The sequence below is a fragment of the Streptomyces sp. NPDC047853 genome, assembly GCF_043204535.1.
In the GTDB taxonomy this organism is placed as follows: Bacteria; Actinomycetota; Actinomycetes; order Streptomycetales; family Streptomycetaceae; genus Streptomyces.
Window position 1 is genome coordinate 19,668 of record NZ_JBIDCI010000025.1, and the last position, 17,938, is coordinate 37,605.

Below are 17,938 nucleotides of genomic sequence, written 5' to 3' on the forward strand. Positions count from 1 at the left end.
TGGCGCATCGGCCCGGGATGACTGGAGCGATGACGGTGAGGATGCGGACGGTTCCCCTGGGGTGCGGGCCGGGGGAGTGACGGGTTAACGACGCCGCCGGCAACACCTTCACCTACAAGAGCAGCCACACTCTGCAGCCAAGCCACCAAGTGAGGCTGCGCGGGGGCCGCGGCACCGCCTCGGACGCCAAGATCGTCGTCTACCGTCAGAACTGCAACTTCATCTGGAACAACGACAAGGACAGCATCAAGTCCGACAAGTTCACCGGGGCACGCGCCGACGTCCACGCCTACCCCCAGAAGGCCAACGGCAAGGACTGCAACGGCTACATCACCTACCACGGCTGAGCCTGCACCTTCGCGGGAAGACCGGCCGCCGGGCAGACGCCCGGCGGCCGGCATCCTGCTTCATCGCCGGGCCGCGGCGGGCCGGGGCTACGCGACGGGCTCGAAGATCACGTTCTGCTCCGGGCAGGCACCCGCCACAGCCTGCAGCGCTGCCATCTCGGCCTCGTCCACCGTCAGGTTCCAACGCAGCTTCGTGCCCACCCACTCCGCGACGTACCGGCAGTGCACCTCGAAGGCCGGCGGCATCCACTGTGCCGGGTCCTGATCGGCCTTGGACCGGTTCGAGCGGGCCGTGACCGCCACCAGACTGGTGGCCGCGCCCTGGTCGTTGGCATACGCCTCACGCCGCTGCGCGGTCCATGCGGATGCTCCGCTGTCCCAGCTCTCCGCCAGAGGCACCATGTGGTCGATGTCCAGGCCGGAGGCCGACGTCACCCACACCTGGTCGTAGTACGACCACCAGCTTCCGCCCGACAGCCGGCACCGGGGCCCGACCGCGGGCGGCTCAACCGCCTCGTCGATCAGTACCTCGTTGCGCGTGGAGCAGCCGTCGGCCGGGTCGTCGCCGGTGTTCCAGTGGCGGAAGGCGTCACGGTCGTAGCCCTCACGGGACTCGGTCGAGACCGGGAGACGGGTGACGGCTTCGGCGAGCGGGAGCGTCTCCGCCGCGTGGGCCGGGTTGAACGCGGCGACGGGCAGGATGGCGAGGGAAGCGGCGGCCAGGCCGCGCAGCAAAGAGATGACCATGAACTGTTGATAGCGGTCAACGACGGGGCGCAATCAGTCCTTTGCCGAGTGCGCCGCCCGTGTGAGTGCAATGGTCATACTGGGCGACATGCAGTTCGTCCCCGTCATGCCCTTGCCAGGCCCGCACCACCTGCCCTGACGCGCCTGGGGTGAACCCGGCCCGGGTGGAGCAGGGTTTCACACCCCGGAGGAGACCTCCGCCTTCTCCTTGCCGCCGTCGCCCCCGGCCGCGGCGAGCCGCTTGTTGCGGCGGACCGAGGACCAGAAGGAGGCACCGATCAGGACCACGCCGATCATGCCGGTGATGAACTTGTTGATCTCGTACTGGATGGTCACCAGGAGGACGGCGGCGAGGGCGCCGATGGCGTAGTGGGCGCCGTGCTCCAGGTAGACGTAGTCGTCGAGGGTGCCCTGGCGGACCAGGTAGACGGTCAGGGACCGGACGTACATGGCGCCGATGCCGAGGCCCAGGGCCATCAGGACGATGTCGTTGGTGATGGCGAAGGCGCCGATGACGCCGTCGAAGGAGAACGACGCGTCCAGGACCTCCAGGTAGAGGAACATGAAGAACGCGGCCTTGCCGGCCAGCTTGACGGCCGACTTGGGCTTGCCGGCCCGTTCGGCCGCCTCCTCCGCCTCGTGCTCGCGCTCCTCCTCTTCGAGCAAATCCAGCCTCATGAGACGCGCAGTTATCCAGGAGAATCACGGGGCATCGGGGCGGGGTCGGCTGACAACGGCTGCACTTGGCACTTCGCGGGCAACGTCAGTCGGCAGAGCATCCAGACGCACAAGGTCCGTGCTTCGACCGTCGGCATGCGTTCGCGGAAGGTCCAACCCCCAACTCATCGTTGCGTCCCTTCTATCGTGCGCCGGTGCCGCGTTCGTCGCAGAGCAGGTGATGACTGCGGCGCGTCTTTCGCCGGTCGACCGGCACTCGGATCGGTATCGGCGCCCTTCTGCGTCGACGTGGGAACCGTCCATGCAGGCGTGACCAGTCGAGTTCGCCGGACGCGTTCGGCTCAACGAGCAGGACCCGGTGGAGCCGGTGGAAGACTTCCGCCCTTTGCCGCCTGTCCAGGTGGCACCAGCGTGTCTGTCTCGAACTCCAGCAAGATCTCGGTACGTCTTCGAAGGGGCCCGCGAATCGGTTATCGCTGCCGCGTATGCGTGGGCGCTCCGTCGTGCTGCCAGTGTGAAACGTGCGTTAGTCGTGTCCATGCGCACTCTCTGGACAACATCAGAGGTCCGCAGGAGAGTGAGCTCACGAGGCGGTGTGTTCCCGGCGCGGATCACCACTGTAGGCCGAAATGGGGATGTACGCGTCCACTACCGTCCCACGGCCGTTCCGCGAGACTTATCGAAAGGAACCGTATGTCGAAACGTAGCAGCGCTTCCCGCAGAACCGGTCTACGTACCGTGCTCACCGGCGTGACGATAACGCTTTTCCTGCTCGTTAGTCTCGTGGCCGCAGCAGGACCAGCCAGCGCACGTGAGACTGGGCTGCTGAGCATGACTTGCACCCCGCCCAGCAGCAACACCACCGTGTACACCCCACCGCTGGCCAGCACACCTCAGTCGGTCGGGGTGACCTCGACCACTCAGCTAGGCCCCTGCGTCTCTGTCTCGACGCCGGCCATCACCTCAGGAACATCGCTCAGCACCCCTGCACCGAGGGTGCGCACCTGCCTGGATCTGCTCACTGCGGGCACCGAGACGAGGACCATCACCTGGAACACCGGTACCAGCAGCACTATGTCGCTGAACCGGACCACCACCGTGGCCGGCGCGGTCCTCGTGATCACCTATACCGGCACGGTCACCTCCGGCCTGTTCTCCGGCGACACCGTTCTCCTGACCATTACCGGTCCTTCTACCGACATCACCCTGTGCACCCTCGGACTGGGAACTGTCCCGAGCACCTACGGCGTCGTGGTCCTGGAGATCACCTCCGTATAGACCTCGCAACACGATCATGTCGGATCTCTCTGTGGCGTCGGTGGCAGATGGGGCTGCGGGCGAGGCGGGCGGAGGCGTCGTGGAGTTCGGTTCGGCGTTCCCAGCAGGCAGCACCGGGAGCAGGATCCGGTGGAGCCGGTCGAAGGCTCCCTCCTTCTGTCACCTGCGCACCTCGCGTTCCACGCTCAACCTGGCTCGCAGGCAACCCGCAGCCGTGGCACATCCACCGGGAAATCGCCCTCACTCACACCGTCTTCCATCTCACCGACTGGGGACGCCGGCCCACGGCACTGCACGACGACATGGCCAGCCACCTCACCCGTTGGCTGCCGGTGTGGACCGACATCTGGGCGGAAACCTGCCAGTGGGAATCTGGTGGGCGAACCACTGGCCGTCGGGGTCTGTCTACCCGAGCCCTGTACAGAGCTCGACGACTGGCTCCGCCTGAAAAGACTGCAGCACTCGGACGGCCTGATGCCCTGCGACGACGGGGCCGTCGCCGCCAACCCGGCCACTCGCTTCGAGGACCACCATCACACGACCGTGGTGAGTGTCATCGCCGCGACCATTGCCCTCGCGCGGCACGCCGCCGGGGCAAGGAAAAGGGGGAGCTGCAGAAGGAGCCGCCTGGCAGCGTCAGCGTCGAGCCGGACGACCACGGGCTCGGGCGCTCGCGCGGCGGCTGACCACCAAACCGCACCTGGCCGTCGAACAGGGCCAGAAGCCCATGTCCACCGTGATCACGGCCGGGCAGGCCGCGTACCCGGCCCGATCGCGTGCTGGCCGACAAGCCGTACACCTCCCGGAAGAACCGCGCTTACCTGCGGCGGCGCGGGAACCCCTGCACCATCCCGGACAAGGCCGACCAGGCTGGCAACCGCAAGAAACGCGGTTCGCACGGCGGTCGCCAGCCGAAGTTCGACCCACACGACTACAAAGCTCGGCACGCAGTCGAGTGCGGCATCAATCGCCTCAAGAGGCACCGGGCCGTGGCCACGAGGTACGACAAGCTCGCGGTCCGCTACGAGGCGACCGTCCTCGTCGCGGCCATCAACGAGTGGCTAGGACTGACCACGTCACGACGGCGCTGCGTAACAGCGGACGGCCACCGTCTGGTGCGGACTCCACTGCTGCTCGACTGTGGCCATCAGCTCCCAGCCCAGCCGCTCATACAGGGCTGCCGCCGCGATATCGGATGCGACGACGCCGAGCACCGGATGCAGACCGCGCCGCCGCGCTTCCTCCACTGCCTGGCCGATCAACAGTGCACCGAACCGATGTCTCCGCGCCTGCGGGGCAACAAACAGCCTGCTCACCACGGCGGTCATACCCCGCGTCGCCCCGTTCCGCTCGCCCCACAACGTCGGGGCCAGATCACCTTCACCACCTTGCGACAAACTGACATGCCCCACCAGTCCGCCTTCGACTTCGGCAACCCAGGAGCCCAGCAGCGGACCTCGTGACAGCCACTCGCCGGCTGATCCGGCCAGTTCACTGGATAGCCATGGCGTGCATGGACCTCCGCGAGGACCCGCACGCACTCCTCAACATCGCCATCAGCCCTCTGCCGAACCCAGCGGCTCGGCCTCTCAACAAGCTCCCCGGCGCTCTCGATGTTCACTCCGGCATAGAAACACAGGCCACAGAGTCACAACCAGCCACTTTCGATACAGGCCCTACTCTCCTGAGTCAGGAAATTCATTCAGATGTGTAGGGGTGCCTGGTGGCACGTACTGGGCGGCCGAAGGCCGAGTTGATCCTGTCGGATGCGGAGCGGGCTGCGCTAGAGGGATGGGTGCGGCGCCTTTCCACGCCGCAGGCGTGGGCTTTGCGGTGCCGGATCATTCTCGCCTGCGCGAGTGGCGCGTCGAACAAGGACGTGGCCGCCCAGCTCGGTTCGACACCGCATGCGGTGGGCCGCTGGCGGAAGCGGTTCGTCGAGCACCGGATCGCCGGCCTGGGTGACATGCCGCGCCCGGGCGGCCCGAGGACGGTCACCGACGAGCAGGTCGCCGCGGTGGTGAAGCGGACGCTGGAGTCGACGCCGAAGAACGCCACGCACTGGTCGACGCGGGCCATGGCCCAGGAGATGGGCCTTTCGCAGTCGACCGTGTCACGCATCTGGCGGGCCTTCGGCCTGCAACCGCACCGTACGGAGACGTTCAAGCTGTCGACGGATCCGTACTTCTTCGACAAGGTCCATGACATGGTCGGTCTGTATCTGGATCCGCCCGAGCGGGCCCTGGTGTTCTGCGTGGACGAGAAGAGCCAGATCCAGGCCCTGGACCGCTCCCAGCCGGTGCTGCCGATGATGCCCGGGGTCCCGCAGCGCCTCACCCACGACTACGTGCGCGCCGGAACCACCACGCTGTTCGCCGCCCTGGAGGTGGCCACCGGCAAGGTGATCGGCTCCTTGCACCGCCGGCACCGGGCCGAGGAGTTCAAGAAGTTCCTGGTCAAGCTCGACCAGGAGGTGCCGGCTGGCCTGGACGTGCACCTGGTGCTGGACAACTACGCCACCCACAAGACCCCGGCGATCAAAACCTGGCTGGTCGCTCATCCCCGCTTCCACCTGCACTTCACGCCCACCGGATCGTCCTGGCTCAACTTGGTGGAACGCTGGTTTGCAGAGCTGACCAACAAGCAGATACGGCGCGGCGTCCACAAGAGCGTCCAAGCGCTGGAGAAGGACCTCCGTACCTGGATCGCCGCGTGGAACACCGATCCCAAGCCCTACGTCTGGACCAAGACCGCGGACGAGATCCTTCACGCCTCGCCCGCTATCTGAGCAGAATTCCTGACTCAGAAGACTACTGATCTTTTCGTAAGTTCGGTGGGGGATGGTCAGGCCGGTATGGGCGAGGAGGACCTTGGAAGTCGGGGATTGGCGTTTATGCGGTGGACGCCTTGCTCGGTGGCGTCGGCGACATCGGCGAGGTTGGCTGATCGTTCCAGGGTGAGCCAGTCCTGTTCGGCGACCCAGGCCCGCATCGCCCGGCTCCAGTGGGCGGACAGGCCGTCCCGGACCAGGGCCACTCGCTCGCCGCGGCAGAACACCTCAATCTGCTCCAGGACCTCGATGAGTGCGGCGGCCGTTCATCCGGCGTCACCCAAGAAGTCGGGAATGATGTGGTCCAGGCAGTACTCCACGACCGCGGCTATGGTCAACGCCGGATTGACGGCGCCGGTGCTTCCTGGCATGAGCGCTCCGTCCAGGCAGTACAGACCGGGGTAGCCGCGAAGCCTGCCGTACGGGTCAGTCGCTCTGCCGATCCAGGTGCCGCCCACAGGATGCGCGACGAGTGGGTGTACGTGCGGCTGGGGAATGATAGTCGCGTGGGGCAGGTGCCGAGCCACCTGGCTGATCACCTCATCGGTCTGTGTCCGCGCTCCACTGTCGTACTGCGCCGCCCACTCGAGCCGGACCCGCCCGTCCGAGGTTCGCACCCACCTGCCGAAGCGGTCCGGAATGGTCATACCGAGGCACAAGATGTCCCTGCCGCCCAGGGGGAGGGAAAGGGGTGAGTGCATGACCCCGACCGTGCCGGACGTGTTGTGCACCATGACGGAGGAGGGCCCTCCTTGGGGTGTGTCCGCAGGCAAGCCGGCCACTCTCAGCACAGTCATGTGGTCGCCGTTCGCACTCCAGCCTTCTCCGACGGACGCGTCAAGATCAGCCAGAGCGCCGGTTTCCCGGGCTGTCAGCAGCAGTCGAGGAGTGTGCACCCCGGTGGCGAGCACGAGCCGGTCACACGAGAAGGCCACACGTTCGCGTACTGTCCCGTCCTCGCCAAGGTGGTTGGTGAGCACCCGGTACCGGCCGGACCGGTCCACGGACACCGCCGTCACTCTGTGCAGCGGCCGCAGGGAGGTCCGCCCGGTGGTTTCCGCCCGCGCCAGGTAGGTGCGGTCCACGCTGACTTTCGCCCCGCTGTTGCATCCGGTGAAGTGGTACTGACCGACGACGGCCGCGGCCGGAAGATCACCGCTGAGCTCGCCCCGCACGATGTCGAAGTCGAAACTGCTGGAGATCCTTTCCGCCGGCAGACCGGAGGCCTCCACCGCGCGGTCCCACAACCTGTGGGCGTGGTAAGGCGGGTGATCGAGGAGATCCACGGGAAACGGAGCCCCGCCCAGCCGACGGCGCGCTCGGGGATAGTGGATGCGGTCGAGCACCTCGTAATCGGGGCCTGAGGGGAAGATCCGCCGGAACGCCTCGGGTCGTGGCTGTGCCAGCACGCCACCGTAGACGAGAGTGCTGCCGCCCACGCCGGCACCGCACACGATGAGCGCGTCCTTCTCGGCGATGACGTCCAAGAGGCCGGTCGAGCGCGGGAGGGCCGCTTCCGTCGCTTCGGAGAGAGACGCCCACGGGCCGGAGGGTGAGGGGGCCGGGGGGACCGATTCGTCGTCGAGCCATATGAGTCGTCGGTCCGTCGAGGGGAAGGCCGGGAATGTGGCGCTCGCGGGAGTGACGGGCCAGCGCCGTCCACGCTCCAGCACGACGTTGCGTACGCCTGCCTGGGCGAGCCGGAAGGCGGCGATGCTGCCCCCCAATCCGGCTCCCACGATGACGACTTCGTGCCGTTCCTCGCGGATCCGCAGATCCGGGCCCCGACAGGAGCGGTTTCCTTCACGAGCGCTGCTGCGTCCGACATGCGCTGGTGTGGATGTTCGCGCGGGGCTGGCGTGTTCATCTTCCGGGGTCACGAGCTGGTCCCTTCGTCTGAGTACGTTTCGGTGGGGGCCTGCGGCACCCGTTCGTCGTCGTCCCGCACGAAGGGACCGACGGCGTCCATGAAGTCGGCATGGCGGTCGAGGTGGGAGACGTGGCCGGCAGCCGTCAGGAGCACGAATTTCGCGGCCGGCAACCGGCGGGCAGCCGCGCGCCCTTGCCAGGCGGGCAGCAGGGTGTCCGTGTCCCCCCACACGATCAGTACGGGTGTCCGGAGCCTGGAGAGCCGGTCCACGACGAGGACGTCGGCACGTTGACCGGTGATGTCCGCACACGCGCGGAAGATTTCCAGAGAGGTGCGCAGGGACTGCCGTGAACGCGCCAGCCGTAGCTGGGCGAGCCACGTCTCCACCGGTACCCGCCATGGCTGACGCAGCAGCAGCAGACTGGACAGGGCCAGGACCGGTTGACTCCCGGGCAGGGAGGCGAGCACGGACACCAGGTCCGCCGCACGGGATGGCAGCAATCCCAACGCAATGGCTGCTGGATGGGCGACGCGGCCCAGGCCGTTGGCGTCTACGAGGGCGAGGCGTCGCACGAGCCCCGGGTGCGCGATCGTCAGTTCCGCGACGACGGAGCCGCCGTAGGAGTGTCCGACGGCGGTGACGCGGTCGATGCCCAACGCGTCGAGGAAGTCGGCGAGGAAGGCCGCCATGCGCACTGGCCTGACATCGGGAAGAGGGCTTGTGCCTTCGAACCCGGGAAGCACGGGGGCGAGGACACGGCAGGTGTCGCCCAGGTCCCTCATCACGGGGAACCATTCGCGTGCACTGGACGCTGCACCGGCCACCAGCAGGACCGGTGATCCTTCGCCGTACTCGTAATAGCGGGTGGATATCCCATCGACCAGGACGCGTTCGGTTCTCATCTGCCGTGCCATCACTGCTCCGAGCTCCACTCGGTGGTGTGACTGTGGCTCTTCTCCCGCACGGGCCCGGCCGTGGTGAAACGGAGTTCTTCGGAGACGCCGTCGCGTCCCGCCAGCCACATGCCCAGCGCCTCACTGGGCCCCAGGACCTCCGGTGCGCGCAGGTGGGCGGGGGAACCGAGCGGGGGGTGCCCGTCCGTAGGGACCACGCGGTACCTGAAGATCCGGAGGTTGGACCAGGAGCTCAGCATGGCACCGTCCCAGAGGATGTAGGAGGGCACGGACGGAGGCAGGTCCCGCTCGGCACCGACGCCACGCACGATGTCCTGGTGGTGCACCGACAGGTCTCCCAGGGTGATAAGCGCGGAAAGTCGGCTGCTCCAGGCCGGGTTCGCGGCCCACTCGCGGGCCTCGGCCATGATCGCGCGTCGCGAGAGGCGTCGCGCGCGTCTCACCTGGCGGTCGTTGACGGCTGCGAGGCGGAGCCACGGTCGGTAGGAGGCGAGAGGATGGTCCACGCCGAGCAGGTGTCCGAGGATGTCGCGAGGCGACCACCCGGCACAGAGCGTGGGACCGGAGTCGAAGACGTCGTCGGACAGGGCGTCCAGGGTGCGCAGCAGACGCTGTCGCTCCGCCCGGAGTTCCGTTTCCAGTGGAAGACGCACCGCTCCTCCTATTCGTCGGAATGGGGCCGTGGCGCGCCACACGCCGGTGGTTCCTGGCCCTGCACGGGAGTCCGCGTGGCAATGTCGCCGGAGCACTGGAGGGTTTCCGCGAAACTGTCCTCCAGGAACCGGTGGAAGAGCCCGGGGGCGGTTATCGCAGCCGGGTCGAGATTCGTGCCCACCCCGCACAGGTCGCCGTGCGAGGCCATGGAGACGTTGACCGCGGCCCCACCGCGCGGCGCCCAGGGCACAGCGTTCACCACGCGTGTACCGGCGACCTGCGCGGTGCCTGCGAGCCCGGGGACGCTCGTGACGACCACGTCGATCCGCCGCAGCAGAGTCGGTGCCAGACGCTGGTACAGCAGGTGGGGGACGAGAGCGCCCAGGCCGGCCATCATCGTGTAGGTCCCTCGGGCTACCGACTCCCGGGCTTCGGTGATTGCGGTGTGCACGGCGAGCACGCGGGCTCGCGCGGGCATGTCACCGATCGGTCCGGCGATCAGGACCCCGGCAATCAGGTTGCCTGCGCCGGTTTCGTGTGTCCGGCGGAAGCTGACGGGAACGAGCACCGGAACACTGCCGCGAAGGACCCCGTGGTGGTCGTGGTAGCGATGGACCGCGCCGAGGACCGCCGACACGTAGGCGGATGTCACCGAGGCTCCCGCGGCCTTGCCGGCCGCCTTGAGTTCGGGCAGAGGTACGGTGATCATGCCGCAGTGGACCGATGGGCTGCGGCGTGAGAGCAGGGGCGAGGGGGTCGCTGAACGGAGCAACTGGGCGGCGACGCGGCCGGTGGACCGGACCCCCTCGCCGGAGCGGCCCGGTCCGGCCAGGGCGCGGGTGCTCTCCCGCATCAGCACCCGAGCGGACATGCCCAGCGCGTGGACGGCCCTCAGGACCCCGGAACCGTCCGCCGGCCCTGTTCCGGGAGGTTCCCTGTCCGCTGGTGACACAGGGTGGCGTAACGAGGCAGCCGGGTGCCCGTCGTCCATGAGCCGGCGGACCGCGGCCACGATGGTCACCGCGTCGCCCAGGCTGTGGTGCCATTTGAGGACGACAGCGGCACGATCTGTCTCGTAGCCCTCGACGAGTGTGATCTCCCAGGGAGGGTGAAGGGGGTCGAAGGCCGCCGAGATGCGCCATTCCACCGTTTCCATCAGTTCGCGCGTTCCACCCGGCGCGGGGAGCCGCACGCGGTGCATGTGCCTGGACACGCGGAAGTCCGGGTCCGCGACCCATGAGGGAGGTCCCGTCCGCAGCGGCGACTCCGCAACTCGGTGGGTCAACCGGGGCAGACGGGCGACGGCACCCTGGCAGGCGCGCACGAACAGTCCCCAGTCCGGGACGTCCTCCAGCAACCAGACCCACGCGACATGAGGACGGGTCAGTGCATTACCGCTCAGTCGCCAGAAAAGGGTGTCCGTACCGTTCATGGGGCCGGGCCAGGTCCAGCCGCCGTCGGGACGCGCTTCGTTCATCAGGGGGTGACCTTTCCTCGAGGGGGTTCGTCGTCCTCGACCCGGGTGCCGGTGTGCCCCAGGCCCACCAGTTCCACCGAGCGTTCCCACACGTCCCTCTGCAGGCGGGGATGGAAGCGAAGGGGGGCGGGTGGCAGCAGGCGCACCCCGGGCATCCAGGAGTGGAATCCTCCGCCGCGGAGGGCGAAGTACGGATCGCCGGCCAGACGGAGAGCCGGCCGCGCCCCCTCCTCGGAGCTGCGCACCAGGGGAGTGTGCTCCGCGAGCGCGAGCAGACGGGGCGCCAGCGGGATGTTCCTGACCAGACCGGTGGACACCAGACCGGGGCAGTAGGCGTGGGCTGCGACCCCGTGACGTGCCCACCTGCGTGCCGTCTCTTGGGTGGTGAGCACGTTCAGCAGTTTCGAGCGTGCATAGACGGTCCACGAGCCGATCGGCCCGTAGGGCCTGGGCTCCGCGAAGGAGACTGGATCCAGACGCAAGACGCTGCGGTGCGCCTCGGACGCCACCGTGACGATACGCGAGGGAGCCCCCCGGCGCAGCTGCTCGAAAAGGAGCTGGGTGAGCAGGAAGGGCCCCAGGTGATTGGTGGCGATCATTCTGTCGAAGCCCTGGGGAGTCGTCGAGGGCCGGATGTCGTGCGTCCCGGCGTTGTTCACGAGCACGTCCACGTGCTCCCAGCAGCGGCTGATCTCCCGTGCGACCGAGCGAACTTCGTCGAGAGCGGCCAGGTCGGCGACGAACAGCCGGACGTCCGTCCCTGGCCAATCGGCAGCCAGCTCCGCGACGGTGGCCGCGCCTCTGTCGCGGTTCCGGCACACGAGGGCCAGCCGGGCTCCGGCCGCTGCGAGTCCATGGGCGATCTGCCTGCCGATACCGGAGGTCGCGCCGGTGACGACGCAGTGCGAGTCCCTCATGGCGCGGTCCTCTCACTTTCCCCGGATCGGCTGCCGTCCCCGGCCCACCGATCCGAGGACGTGTTGGGCCGGTGGCGGGCGACGCAGGCGTGAGGGCTCCTGCCCGTCGGCGACGGCGGATCCGCGATGTCGACGAGTTCCACTTCCGACAGCCGCGCCAGCAGGCGCCCGTCGGGTGTGGTCCCGCTGCACACGCCCGCGTCGTCGACGGCCACGCTCAGGCTGTGCCCGTACTGCAGGACGAGGTCGTGGTCGTTGGCCCCCTGCGTGTACAGGTCGATCCGGCCGATGGAACGGGGCACGAAGAGGGGTTGGTGGCCGGCTGACCGGGGCCTGAGGGCGAGGGTGCGCAGCGCGGCGCACAGGAAGAGCGCCGGAGTGGTCATCGTGCGCAACTGGGGATGGCCGGCCAGCGAGGGCGTCCACGTGCCACGTGCGGCCGTGGCGTCCACAAGGCAGTCCGAGAGGTTGCGGAAGGGGCCGCGCAGGGAGACCGGGGCGTGGGAGGAGGCGTAGGCGTCTTGAGCCGGCAGAGGGGATTCGAGAGGACGGGAAGCCTGCTGGGTCGCTTCGCGCGGCCGCCGGTCCAGCAACACCACGGTCCGGAAGTGCCGCAGCGCGCCCCGCCGGGTTCCTCCGCGAGGGTCGAGGGTGTCCGAATGGATGGTCACCTCGACGGCGGATCCCGACGTGTCCTCCTCCGCGGGTGAAGCGGACGTCTCCGACGCCCGGATCCGCAGCGGGGAGGGCACTGCGCGGGCGAACGGACGGATGAAGGTCTCGAATCGTGCGTCGCGGAATCCCGTGGTGACGGCGTCGGGAAGCAGTGCCTCGGCCGCCTGCGCGGCGATGTCGAGAATGAAGGTCGCCGGTACGGTCGGCTTTCCGCTGACCAGGTGGTCGAAAAGGTGCCGTTCGAAGTGGGGATCGACCAGGTACGCCCACTCGGCGCCGGTGGAGGCGTCCGGTCGCCGCGTCCACCAGGGCGGCCGTCGGCGGACCACTGGGGCCGACGGCCGGTCGTCTCGGACGAGGCCCGGCCGGTGTTGCCGCAGCCGGTCGCGCTCCGCCGGACCCAGGTACACCGACGAACCACCGGCCAGTGGCGCTGCACGCATCTCGGCCGCGAACTGTTCGGCACCCTCCTCCGTGGAGATCGGCGTGAACTGAGCCTGGCGCGCCACGTGTTCCTGGAACAGTGCGTCGGCCCCCATACCGGTCTGTCCCCACATAGTGAAGCCGATCGTCGTCTGCGCGGCCCCGATGGCTGTCTCGGCCAGGGCGGCCAGGTAGGCGTTGGCGGAGGCGTAGTCCGTGTCCCCGGGCGCTCCGGCGGTGGCGGAGTAGGAGCCGACGTTGCACCACCATCGGGGCGGGTGGGACGCCAGAGCGTTGGAGAGATGACGGTGCCCGAGCACCTTCGTGTCCCGGACGGCGCGGAACGCGTCGAGGGACTTGCCAGGCAGCAGGGACGAGGCCACCTGCCCCGCGGCGTGCAGGACGAAGTCGACACGGCCCTCAGCCTCCAGGACTCGTCCGACCACTTCCTGGACGGAATCCCGGTCGGTCACGTCGCAGGTCGCGTAATGCACGCGATCGACCCCGAACTGGGTCCTGAGCACCCGCAGGGAGTCTCGTACTGTGCGCTGCTTCAAGATGCCGTCCACCTGCGCCACCACGGCCCGCATCGGCAGGTCGGGGTGTTCCCTGCGCACCCGTCGGAGGAGGTCCGTCCGCGTGTTCTCGCCCGGCCCGTCCCGCAGGTCGTCGAACGGCTCCGGACGGTCCACCGGGGTGCGGCCCAAGAGCCACAGGCGCGGGCGTAGGTGGTGCGGCAGGGTCGTCAGCAGCACTCGTGCTATGCCGCTCGCTCCTCCGGTGACGACGCCCACGCAGTCTTCCGGGAGCAGACCAGGGGCAGGGACCACGGTGGGCAGGGGAGCAGGGAGCACGGCCTCCACCCAGCGTTCGCCGCGAAGGAACCGCACCACCGGGGGAGGACCGGGCGAGGCCGCGTGCTCCGCCTCCGCATGGGCGAGCACCGTGCTGGTCCCTGCCTCGTCCGTGGTCATGACGCTCGCCGCGCAGTCGGGGCGTTCCCAGCGCAGGCTCTTCACCAGCCCTTCGAACAGTGCCGGAACGGCCGACGCCCGAGGTGAGTGCGCCGCGTCGCTCAGCAGGACCGTCAGGGAGCCGTGTGACGCGGGGCGGGCCCACAGGCGCTGCACGGTGAGGAACGTCATTTCGTGCAGTGCGAGGGCACGGTCCAGGGTCATCTCCGAAAGGTCGCCGACAACGGTCAGGTGCGGTGCCGCTTGGTGGGTGGCGACCGACAGCGCCTCCCGGGCTCGAGCCGAGGTGTGCCGCTCGTCGCCGGCCGGGAGGACCAGTACCGTGGAATCGGCCGCCTTCGCATCGTGCCTGATCCGTGCGGCAGTCTCGGAGGAGTCTGCGAGCACGACTCCCAGCGATGGGAGCGGCGAGCGCGAGGGCCGGTTGCGGGACGCGGGCAGGGGTTCGCGCACGAAGCTCGGTGCGTACCGCGTTGTCAGGCGGGGCGAAGAGGGCTCCGGGGAGATCGAGCGCCCGGCACGTACCGGCTGGACACGCAGTGCCGTGTCGCCGTGGCGGGCGCGCAGCCGGACCGGGGTGCCGTCCGACTCGACGGCATGCAGGAGGGCGACGGCGTGGTCGGCGGCCAGGTAACTTTGTTCGGGTTTCGTCGGCGCTGCTGTTGCGTCGGCCGAGTTCTTTCGGTCGTCGGACAACCGTGCCAGTGCCTGCCACCCGTGGCGTTCGGCCAGGCTTTCCGTGGTCACCGCAAGCAGGAAGGCGCCCTCGGCGAGCGGTGTCGTTTCGGCGCTCGTCAGCGCCGCGTTGGTGGCCGTGGCGTTTCCGTTGACGGCCAGGACCAGGGCCAGGTGCAGCTCGCCCGTGCGCAGGTACCGTTGGGCCACGCGGAGCGCTGTGAGCGTGCTGTCCACGCCGGCGTCCACGGCCATGGTGGGCCCGTGCAGGTCGTATCGGGCAGCGAGTCTCGACGCTATGACGTTGGGCAGAACACCTGCCTGGGAGTCCTCGGTGCAGGCGGGAAACGACTCCCGCATCGTCTCCAGGCATGCGGCCGCGGTCGTGAAGCCCGGCTCGGAGGCGTGCTCCCGCAGCACCGCGGTGGCGTCGTCGTGGTAGCAGCGGACAGTGGCGCCGACGAGTCCGCGGGGCATGCCGGTGTGCGCGGCGATCACTCCGGTGGTGTCCCGCAGGTCCGCCCACACTTCGCCGTGGTCGTCGACGAACTGTGCTGCGGCCTGCAAGCCCATCAACTGCCCCGGATCGACGACGGGCAGGGTACGGGCGGACAGCCTCACTTCGGACGGCGGAGGAGCAGGGTAGGGGGCCGGGAACGCAGCGGGCGGTGCGGCTGCCGAGCCGCGGAGCCAGTCCCGCAGAGCGGTGCGGGACGGAGCACCGGGCAGATGCGCGGACCAGGCGACCAGGACCATGTCGTCGTCGGCCTTCCGTGGGGGCGCGGAGCGGAGGCCGGTCACCTCACCGGGATCGGCCACCAGGAGGTGGCCGTTGGTTCCTCCGAACCCGAACGCCGAGACACCGACGGTCCGGCGTCCTTGGCGCCGGGGCAGCAGCCTGATGGGCCCGGTCGGTACTTCGAGGCCGTCGGCAGGCTCGTCCCGGTGTCCCCGGGCGCCCAGCTGGGCCGGAATCCAACCATGACGAAGTCCGAGGAGGGCGTGGATGAGGGATACGACGCCGGCCGTCCATCCGGTGTGTCCGACGACCGGTTTGTTGCTGGTACAGCGCTGTCCGGAGGGCTTACCGAGGGCGGACAGCACCTGTGACTCCACGCGGTCACCGGCGACTGTTCCGGTTCCGTGTGCCACGATCCAGTCGATCTGTTTGGGCGTCAGGGAGTTGACGGAGCGGGCGCGTTCTATCGCGCGGCGCTGACCGGCCGGGTTGGGCGCGGAGATCGACTTGCCCCGGCCGTCCGCGGCTCCTCCGAAACCCAGTAGTACGCCGTGCACCGTGTCCCCGTCGTCCAGCGCCCGTTGCAGCGTCTTCAGAGCCACCACACCGGCGCCGTCGCTGAAGAGAGTTCCGTCCGCTTCCTTCGTGAACGCGCGTACGCGCCCGTGCCGTGATAGGCCGTTCAGCTTCGCGAACATCACTGCCATGGTGGGATCGACCACGGTGATGCCACCGCAGTAAGCGGTCTCGCACTCGCCGGCCAGAAGCGCCTTGACGCCGAGATCCACCGCGTAGAGCGATGAGGCGCAGGCGGTGTCCACGACACAGGACTCCGTAAGCCGCTCGGGCAACCGGGAGAACACATCCCGTACGACCGCGTCCGGTGTGAGTGCCTCGCACGCCGGCAACGCGTGCCGGTAGTGCGAGAACAGTGCCTCGCGGACGCGTGCGGTTTCCTCTCTGTCCTTCAGATCGCGGGTCACCACATCCACGAGTACCGATTCGACGAGGCTCTGACTGCCTCCGGGCCAGGCCCCGATGAACGCCGCACACCGGCGGCCGGACTCCGTGCGGACGTGCTGGCGGGCCTGTAGGAGAGCGTGCCGCAGCCATCGCACCGCGGCGTCGCGGCCGGCCCCCTCACGCTCCTCCTCGCTCAGGGCCGGGTGGGGACGGAACCCGTGGAGGTATCCCGCACGGCGCGCGTAGGTTTTGTCCTCCTGCTGCGTATCGCCGGACCAGAAGTGGTCGAGACGAAAGCGGTCCCCCGGTTCGCTGAAGGCGTCCCGGCTTCCGTTGAGCAGCCGCCACAACTCGGCGGGGCTGCTGGCTCCGGGCACTGCGAGCCCGATGCCCACCACGGCGACGAGTTCCCCGGCGTTCTCCGGTGTCTTCATCCGCGCAGATCCTCGACCAGGTCCGCTATGCGCTCCAGGGTGGTCGCCTCGTTGCGTCGTTCGCCTGGGACGACGGGCAGGTCGTAATGGCGCCGGACACGCTCGAAGAGCGCGATCTGCTTCGCCGAGTCGACACCCAGATCCGCCTCCAGATCGATGTCGGCAGTCAGCATCTCGGCCGGGAAGCCGAGGTCTTCGGCGTACAGGGCGGCAAGCTCGGCCAGCAGTTCGGCATGCCCGTCGGGGGACTTGCTGCCGGTGGGAGAGGGCACGTCGTCGTTCGCCTGTTCGTTGTCCGTGGCGCCGGACGCGCCGTCCTTTTTCGCCGGCCATCGGGCCGGCACACCGGCACTCGTCAAGGTTGCCGCGAGACCTTCCATGTCGCCGCGGTTCGCGAGGAGCGGGATCGCGGTGACTGCGGCGGGGAGGGAGGACCGCACGATCCCGGAGAGGGCCTGACGCGCACCAGCTTCGATGAACACGCGCGTGCCCTGGCGGAACAGGGTGAGCAGCGCGTCGTAGAAGGGGACGGGCGCGATCATGTTCCGTTCAACGACTTCCCGGACGTCCGCGGCGCTGTGCACGAACCGTCCCAGAACAGGGGAGAATACGGCGACCCGGGGGGCTCGGACGGTCACGTCCGCCACGGCCTTGCGGAAGCGCTCGGCCGCGTCGCTGAGCAGAGGGTTGTGGAAGGCGTACCGGGCGCGAAGCCGAGTGGCCCGCAGGCCCAGGTCCATCGCGATCTTCTCGACCTTCTCGAGGGACGCGGACGGTCCTGAGACAACCGTCTGACCAGGGCCGTTGTCGATCGCAGTGCGCAGACCGGGTTCGTCCAAGACCCCCACCAGATGGTCGGCACGCCAGGCCGGGACGTCGAGTGCCACGAGTCCTCCGTCCTCGGGCGCGGCACTGCGGAACGCGTCGATCCGCGCGCACGCCATGCGCGCGACATCGGAGACGGGCACCGCCCCGGCGGCGGACAGGGCGGCGAACTCACCGAAGCTGTGTCCCATGAGGACGTCACCGCGCACTCCCATGCCGGCCAGTAGTTCGGCCGCCACCGCGTTGGTGGCATAGATCGCCAGATCCAGCCGATCACTGTCGCTCTTCAGGAGGTCCTGCAAGGACGGTGCCTCACGGTCCAGCACCAGCGGAGCGATCGGGTCGTGGCCCTGGGCGGTGATCACCTCGTCGATGGCGGCCAGTGCCTCAGAGGCCCTCGGCAAGCGGCTCGCCCTGTCGGCGAGGACCCCGGGCAGGTAGGCACCCTGCCCGGGAAACAGAACGGCTGTGTGCAAGGACATGATCAATCCTTTCAGGCGTTGAGTGGGCGAGCACA

The 17,938-nt window shown here is 68.7% G+C and carries 11 protein-coding genes and 5 pseudogenes; 5 read left to right on the plus strand and 11 right to left on the minus strand.

The window, feature by feature from the left end; translation table 11 throughout:
* Nucleotides 1–83: 83 nt before the first annotated feature.
* Nucleotides 84–347 (plus strand): annotated as a pseudogene (locus ACGF5T_RS31900) (lamin tail domain-containing protein); the annotation flags it as partial.
* A gap of 87 nt (nucleotides 348–434) precedes the next feature.
* Here ACGF5T_RS31900 and ACGF5T_RS31905 read toward each other — a convergent pair.
* Nucleotides 435–1,094 carry an HNH endonuclease family protein gene (locus tag ACGF5T_RS31905; protein ID WP_366768413.1) on the minus strand — a complete coding sequence of 220 codons (660 nt, stop codon included), beginning with the start codon at nucleotides 1,092–1,094 and terminating at the stop codon, nucleotides 435–437.
* Between the two features lie 177 nt (nucleotides 1,095–1,271).
* A pseudogene (locus tag ACGF5T_RS31910) lies at nucleotides 1,272–1,760 on the minus strand (DUF475 domain-containing protein); the annotation flags it as partial.
* Nucleotides 1,761–2,846: 1,086 nt separating this feature from the next.
* On the opposite strand from ACGF5T_RS31910, the gene ACGF5T_RS31915 reads away from it, so the two are divergent.
* The 3 genes and pseudogenes from ACGF5T_RS31915 (at nucleotide 2,847) to ACGF5T_RS31925 (ending at nucleotide 4,115) form a co-directional block, all read left to right on the plus strand.
* Nucleotides 2,847–3,050, plus strand: a complete 204-nt coding sequence (locus tag ACGF5T_RS31915; RefSeq protein ID WP_366768414.1) for a hypothetical protein — start codon at nucleotides 2,847–2,849, stop codon at nucleotides 3,048–3,050.
* Nucleotides 3,051–3,097: 47 nt separating this feature from the next.
* A pseudogene (locus tag ACGF5T_RS31920) lies at nucleotides 3,098–3,358 on the plus strand (DUF6895 family protein); the annotation flags it as partial.
* A gap of 67 nt (nucleotides 3,359–3,425) precedes the next feature.
* A complete protein-coding gene (locus tag ACGF5T_RS31925; protein ID WP_392890098.1) occupies nucleotides 3,426–4,115 on the plus strand; it encodes a DUF6895 family protein in 690 nt (229 codons plus the stop codon).
* Nucleotides 4,116–4,126: 11 nt separating this feature from the next.
* Here the strand turns inward: ACGF5T_RS31925 and ACGF5T_RS31930 are convergent.
* Nucleotides 4,127–4,587 (minus strand): annotated as a pseudogene (locus tag ACGF5T_RS31930) (GNAT family N-acetyltransferase).
* A 186-nt stretch (nucleotides 4,588–4,773) separates the two neighbouring features.
* Between ACGF5T_RS31930 and ACGF5T_RS31935 the strand changes: the two are divergent.
* A pseudogene (locus ACGF5T_RS31935) lies at nucleotides 4,774–5,867 on the plus strand (IS630 family transposase).
* A gap of 27 nt (nucleotides 5,868–5,894) precedes the next feature.
* Here the strand turns inward: ACGF5T_RS31935 and ACGF5T_RS31940 are convergent.
* From ACGF5T_RS31940 to ACGF5T_RS31975, 8 genes are read right to left on the minus strand one after another with little or no spacing between them, the layout of a single operon-like run.
* On the minus strand, nucleotides 5,895–6,107 hold the full coding sequence (locus ACGF5T_RS31940) for a hypothetical protein (protein WP_366768415.1): 213 nt from the start codon (nucleotides 6,105–6,107) through the stop codon (nucleotides 5,895–5,897).
* Between the two features lie 39 nt (nucleotides 6,108–6,146).
* Nucleotides 6,147–7,760, minus strand: coding sequence for an FAD-dependent monooxygenase (locus ACGF5T_RS31945; RefSeq protein ID WP_366768416.1), 1,614 nt, complete (start codon nucleotides 7,758–7,760; stop codon nucleotides 6,147–6,149).
* Nucleotides 7,757–8,665: an alpha/beta fold hydrolase gene (locus tag ACGF5T_RS31950; RefSeq protein ID WP_366768446.1), complete on the minus strand. Its 909-nt coding sequence runs from the start codon at nucleotides 8,663–8,665 to the stop codon at nucleotides 7,757–7,759. Before ACGF5T_RS31950 ends, ACGF5T_RS31945 begins: the two co-directional genes overlap by 4 nt.
* Nucleotides 8,665–9,318, minus strand: coding sequence for a maleylpyruvate isomerase family mycothiol-dependent enzyme (locus ACGF5T_RS31955; RefSeq protein WP_366768417.1), 654 nt, complete (start codon nucleotides 9,316–9,318; stop codon nucleotides 8,665–8,667). Before ACGF5T_RS31955 ends, ACGF5T_RS31950 begins: the two co-directional genes overlap by 1 nt.
* An 8-nt stretch (nucleotides 9,319–9,326) precedes the next feature.
* Nucleotides 9,327–10,751 carry a wax ester/triacylglycerol synthase domain-containing protein gene (locus ACGF5T_RS31960; RefSeq protein ID WP_392890080.1) on the minus strand — a complete coding sequence of 475 codons (1,425 nt, stop codon included), beginning with the start codon at nucleotides 10,749–10,751 and terminating at the stop codon, nucleotides 9,327–9,329.
* 44 nt (nucleotides 10,752–10,795) lie between these two features.
* Entirely contained in the window at nucleotides 10,796–11,713 is a 918-nt protein-coding gene (locus ACGF5T_RS31965) for an SDR family NAD(P)-dependent oxidoreductase (protein WP_366768419.1), read from the minus strand.
* On the minus strand, nucleotides 11,710–16,596 hold the full coding sequence (locus ACGF5T_RS31970) for an SDR family oxidoreductase (RefSeq protein WP_366768420.1): 4,887 nt from the start codon (nucleotides 16,594–16,596) through the stop codon (nucleotides 11,710–11,712). The genes ACGF5T_RS31965 and ACGF5T_RS31970 overlap by 4 nt, the downstream gene beginning before the upstream one ends.
* The gene (locus ACGF5T_RS31975; RefSeq protein WP_366768421.1) at nucleotides 16,593–17,903 is read right to left on the minus strand and encodes an acyltransferase domain-containing protein; all 1,311 of its coding nucleotides are present in this window, start codon (nucleotides 17,901–17,903) and stop codon (nucleotides 16,593–16,595) included. The genes ACGF5T_RS31970 and ACGF5T_RS31975 overlap by 4 nt, the downstream gene beginning before the upstream one ends.
* Nucleotides 17,904–17,938: the final 35 nt, after the last annotated feature.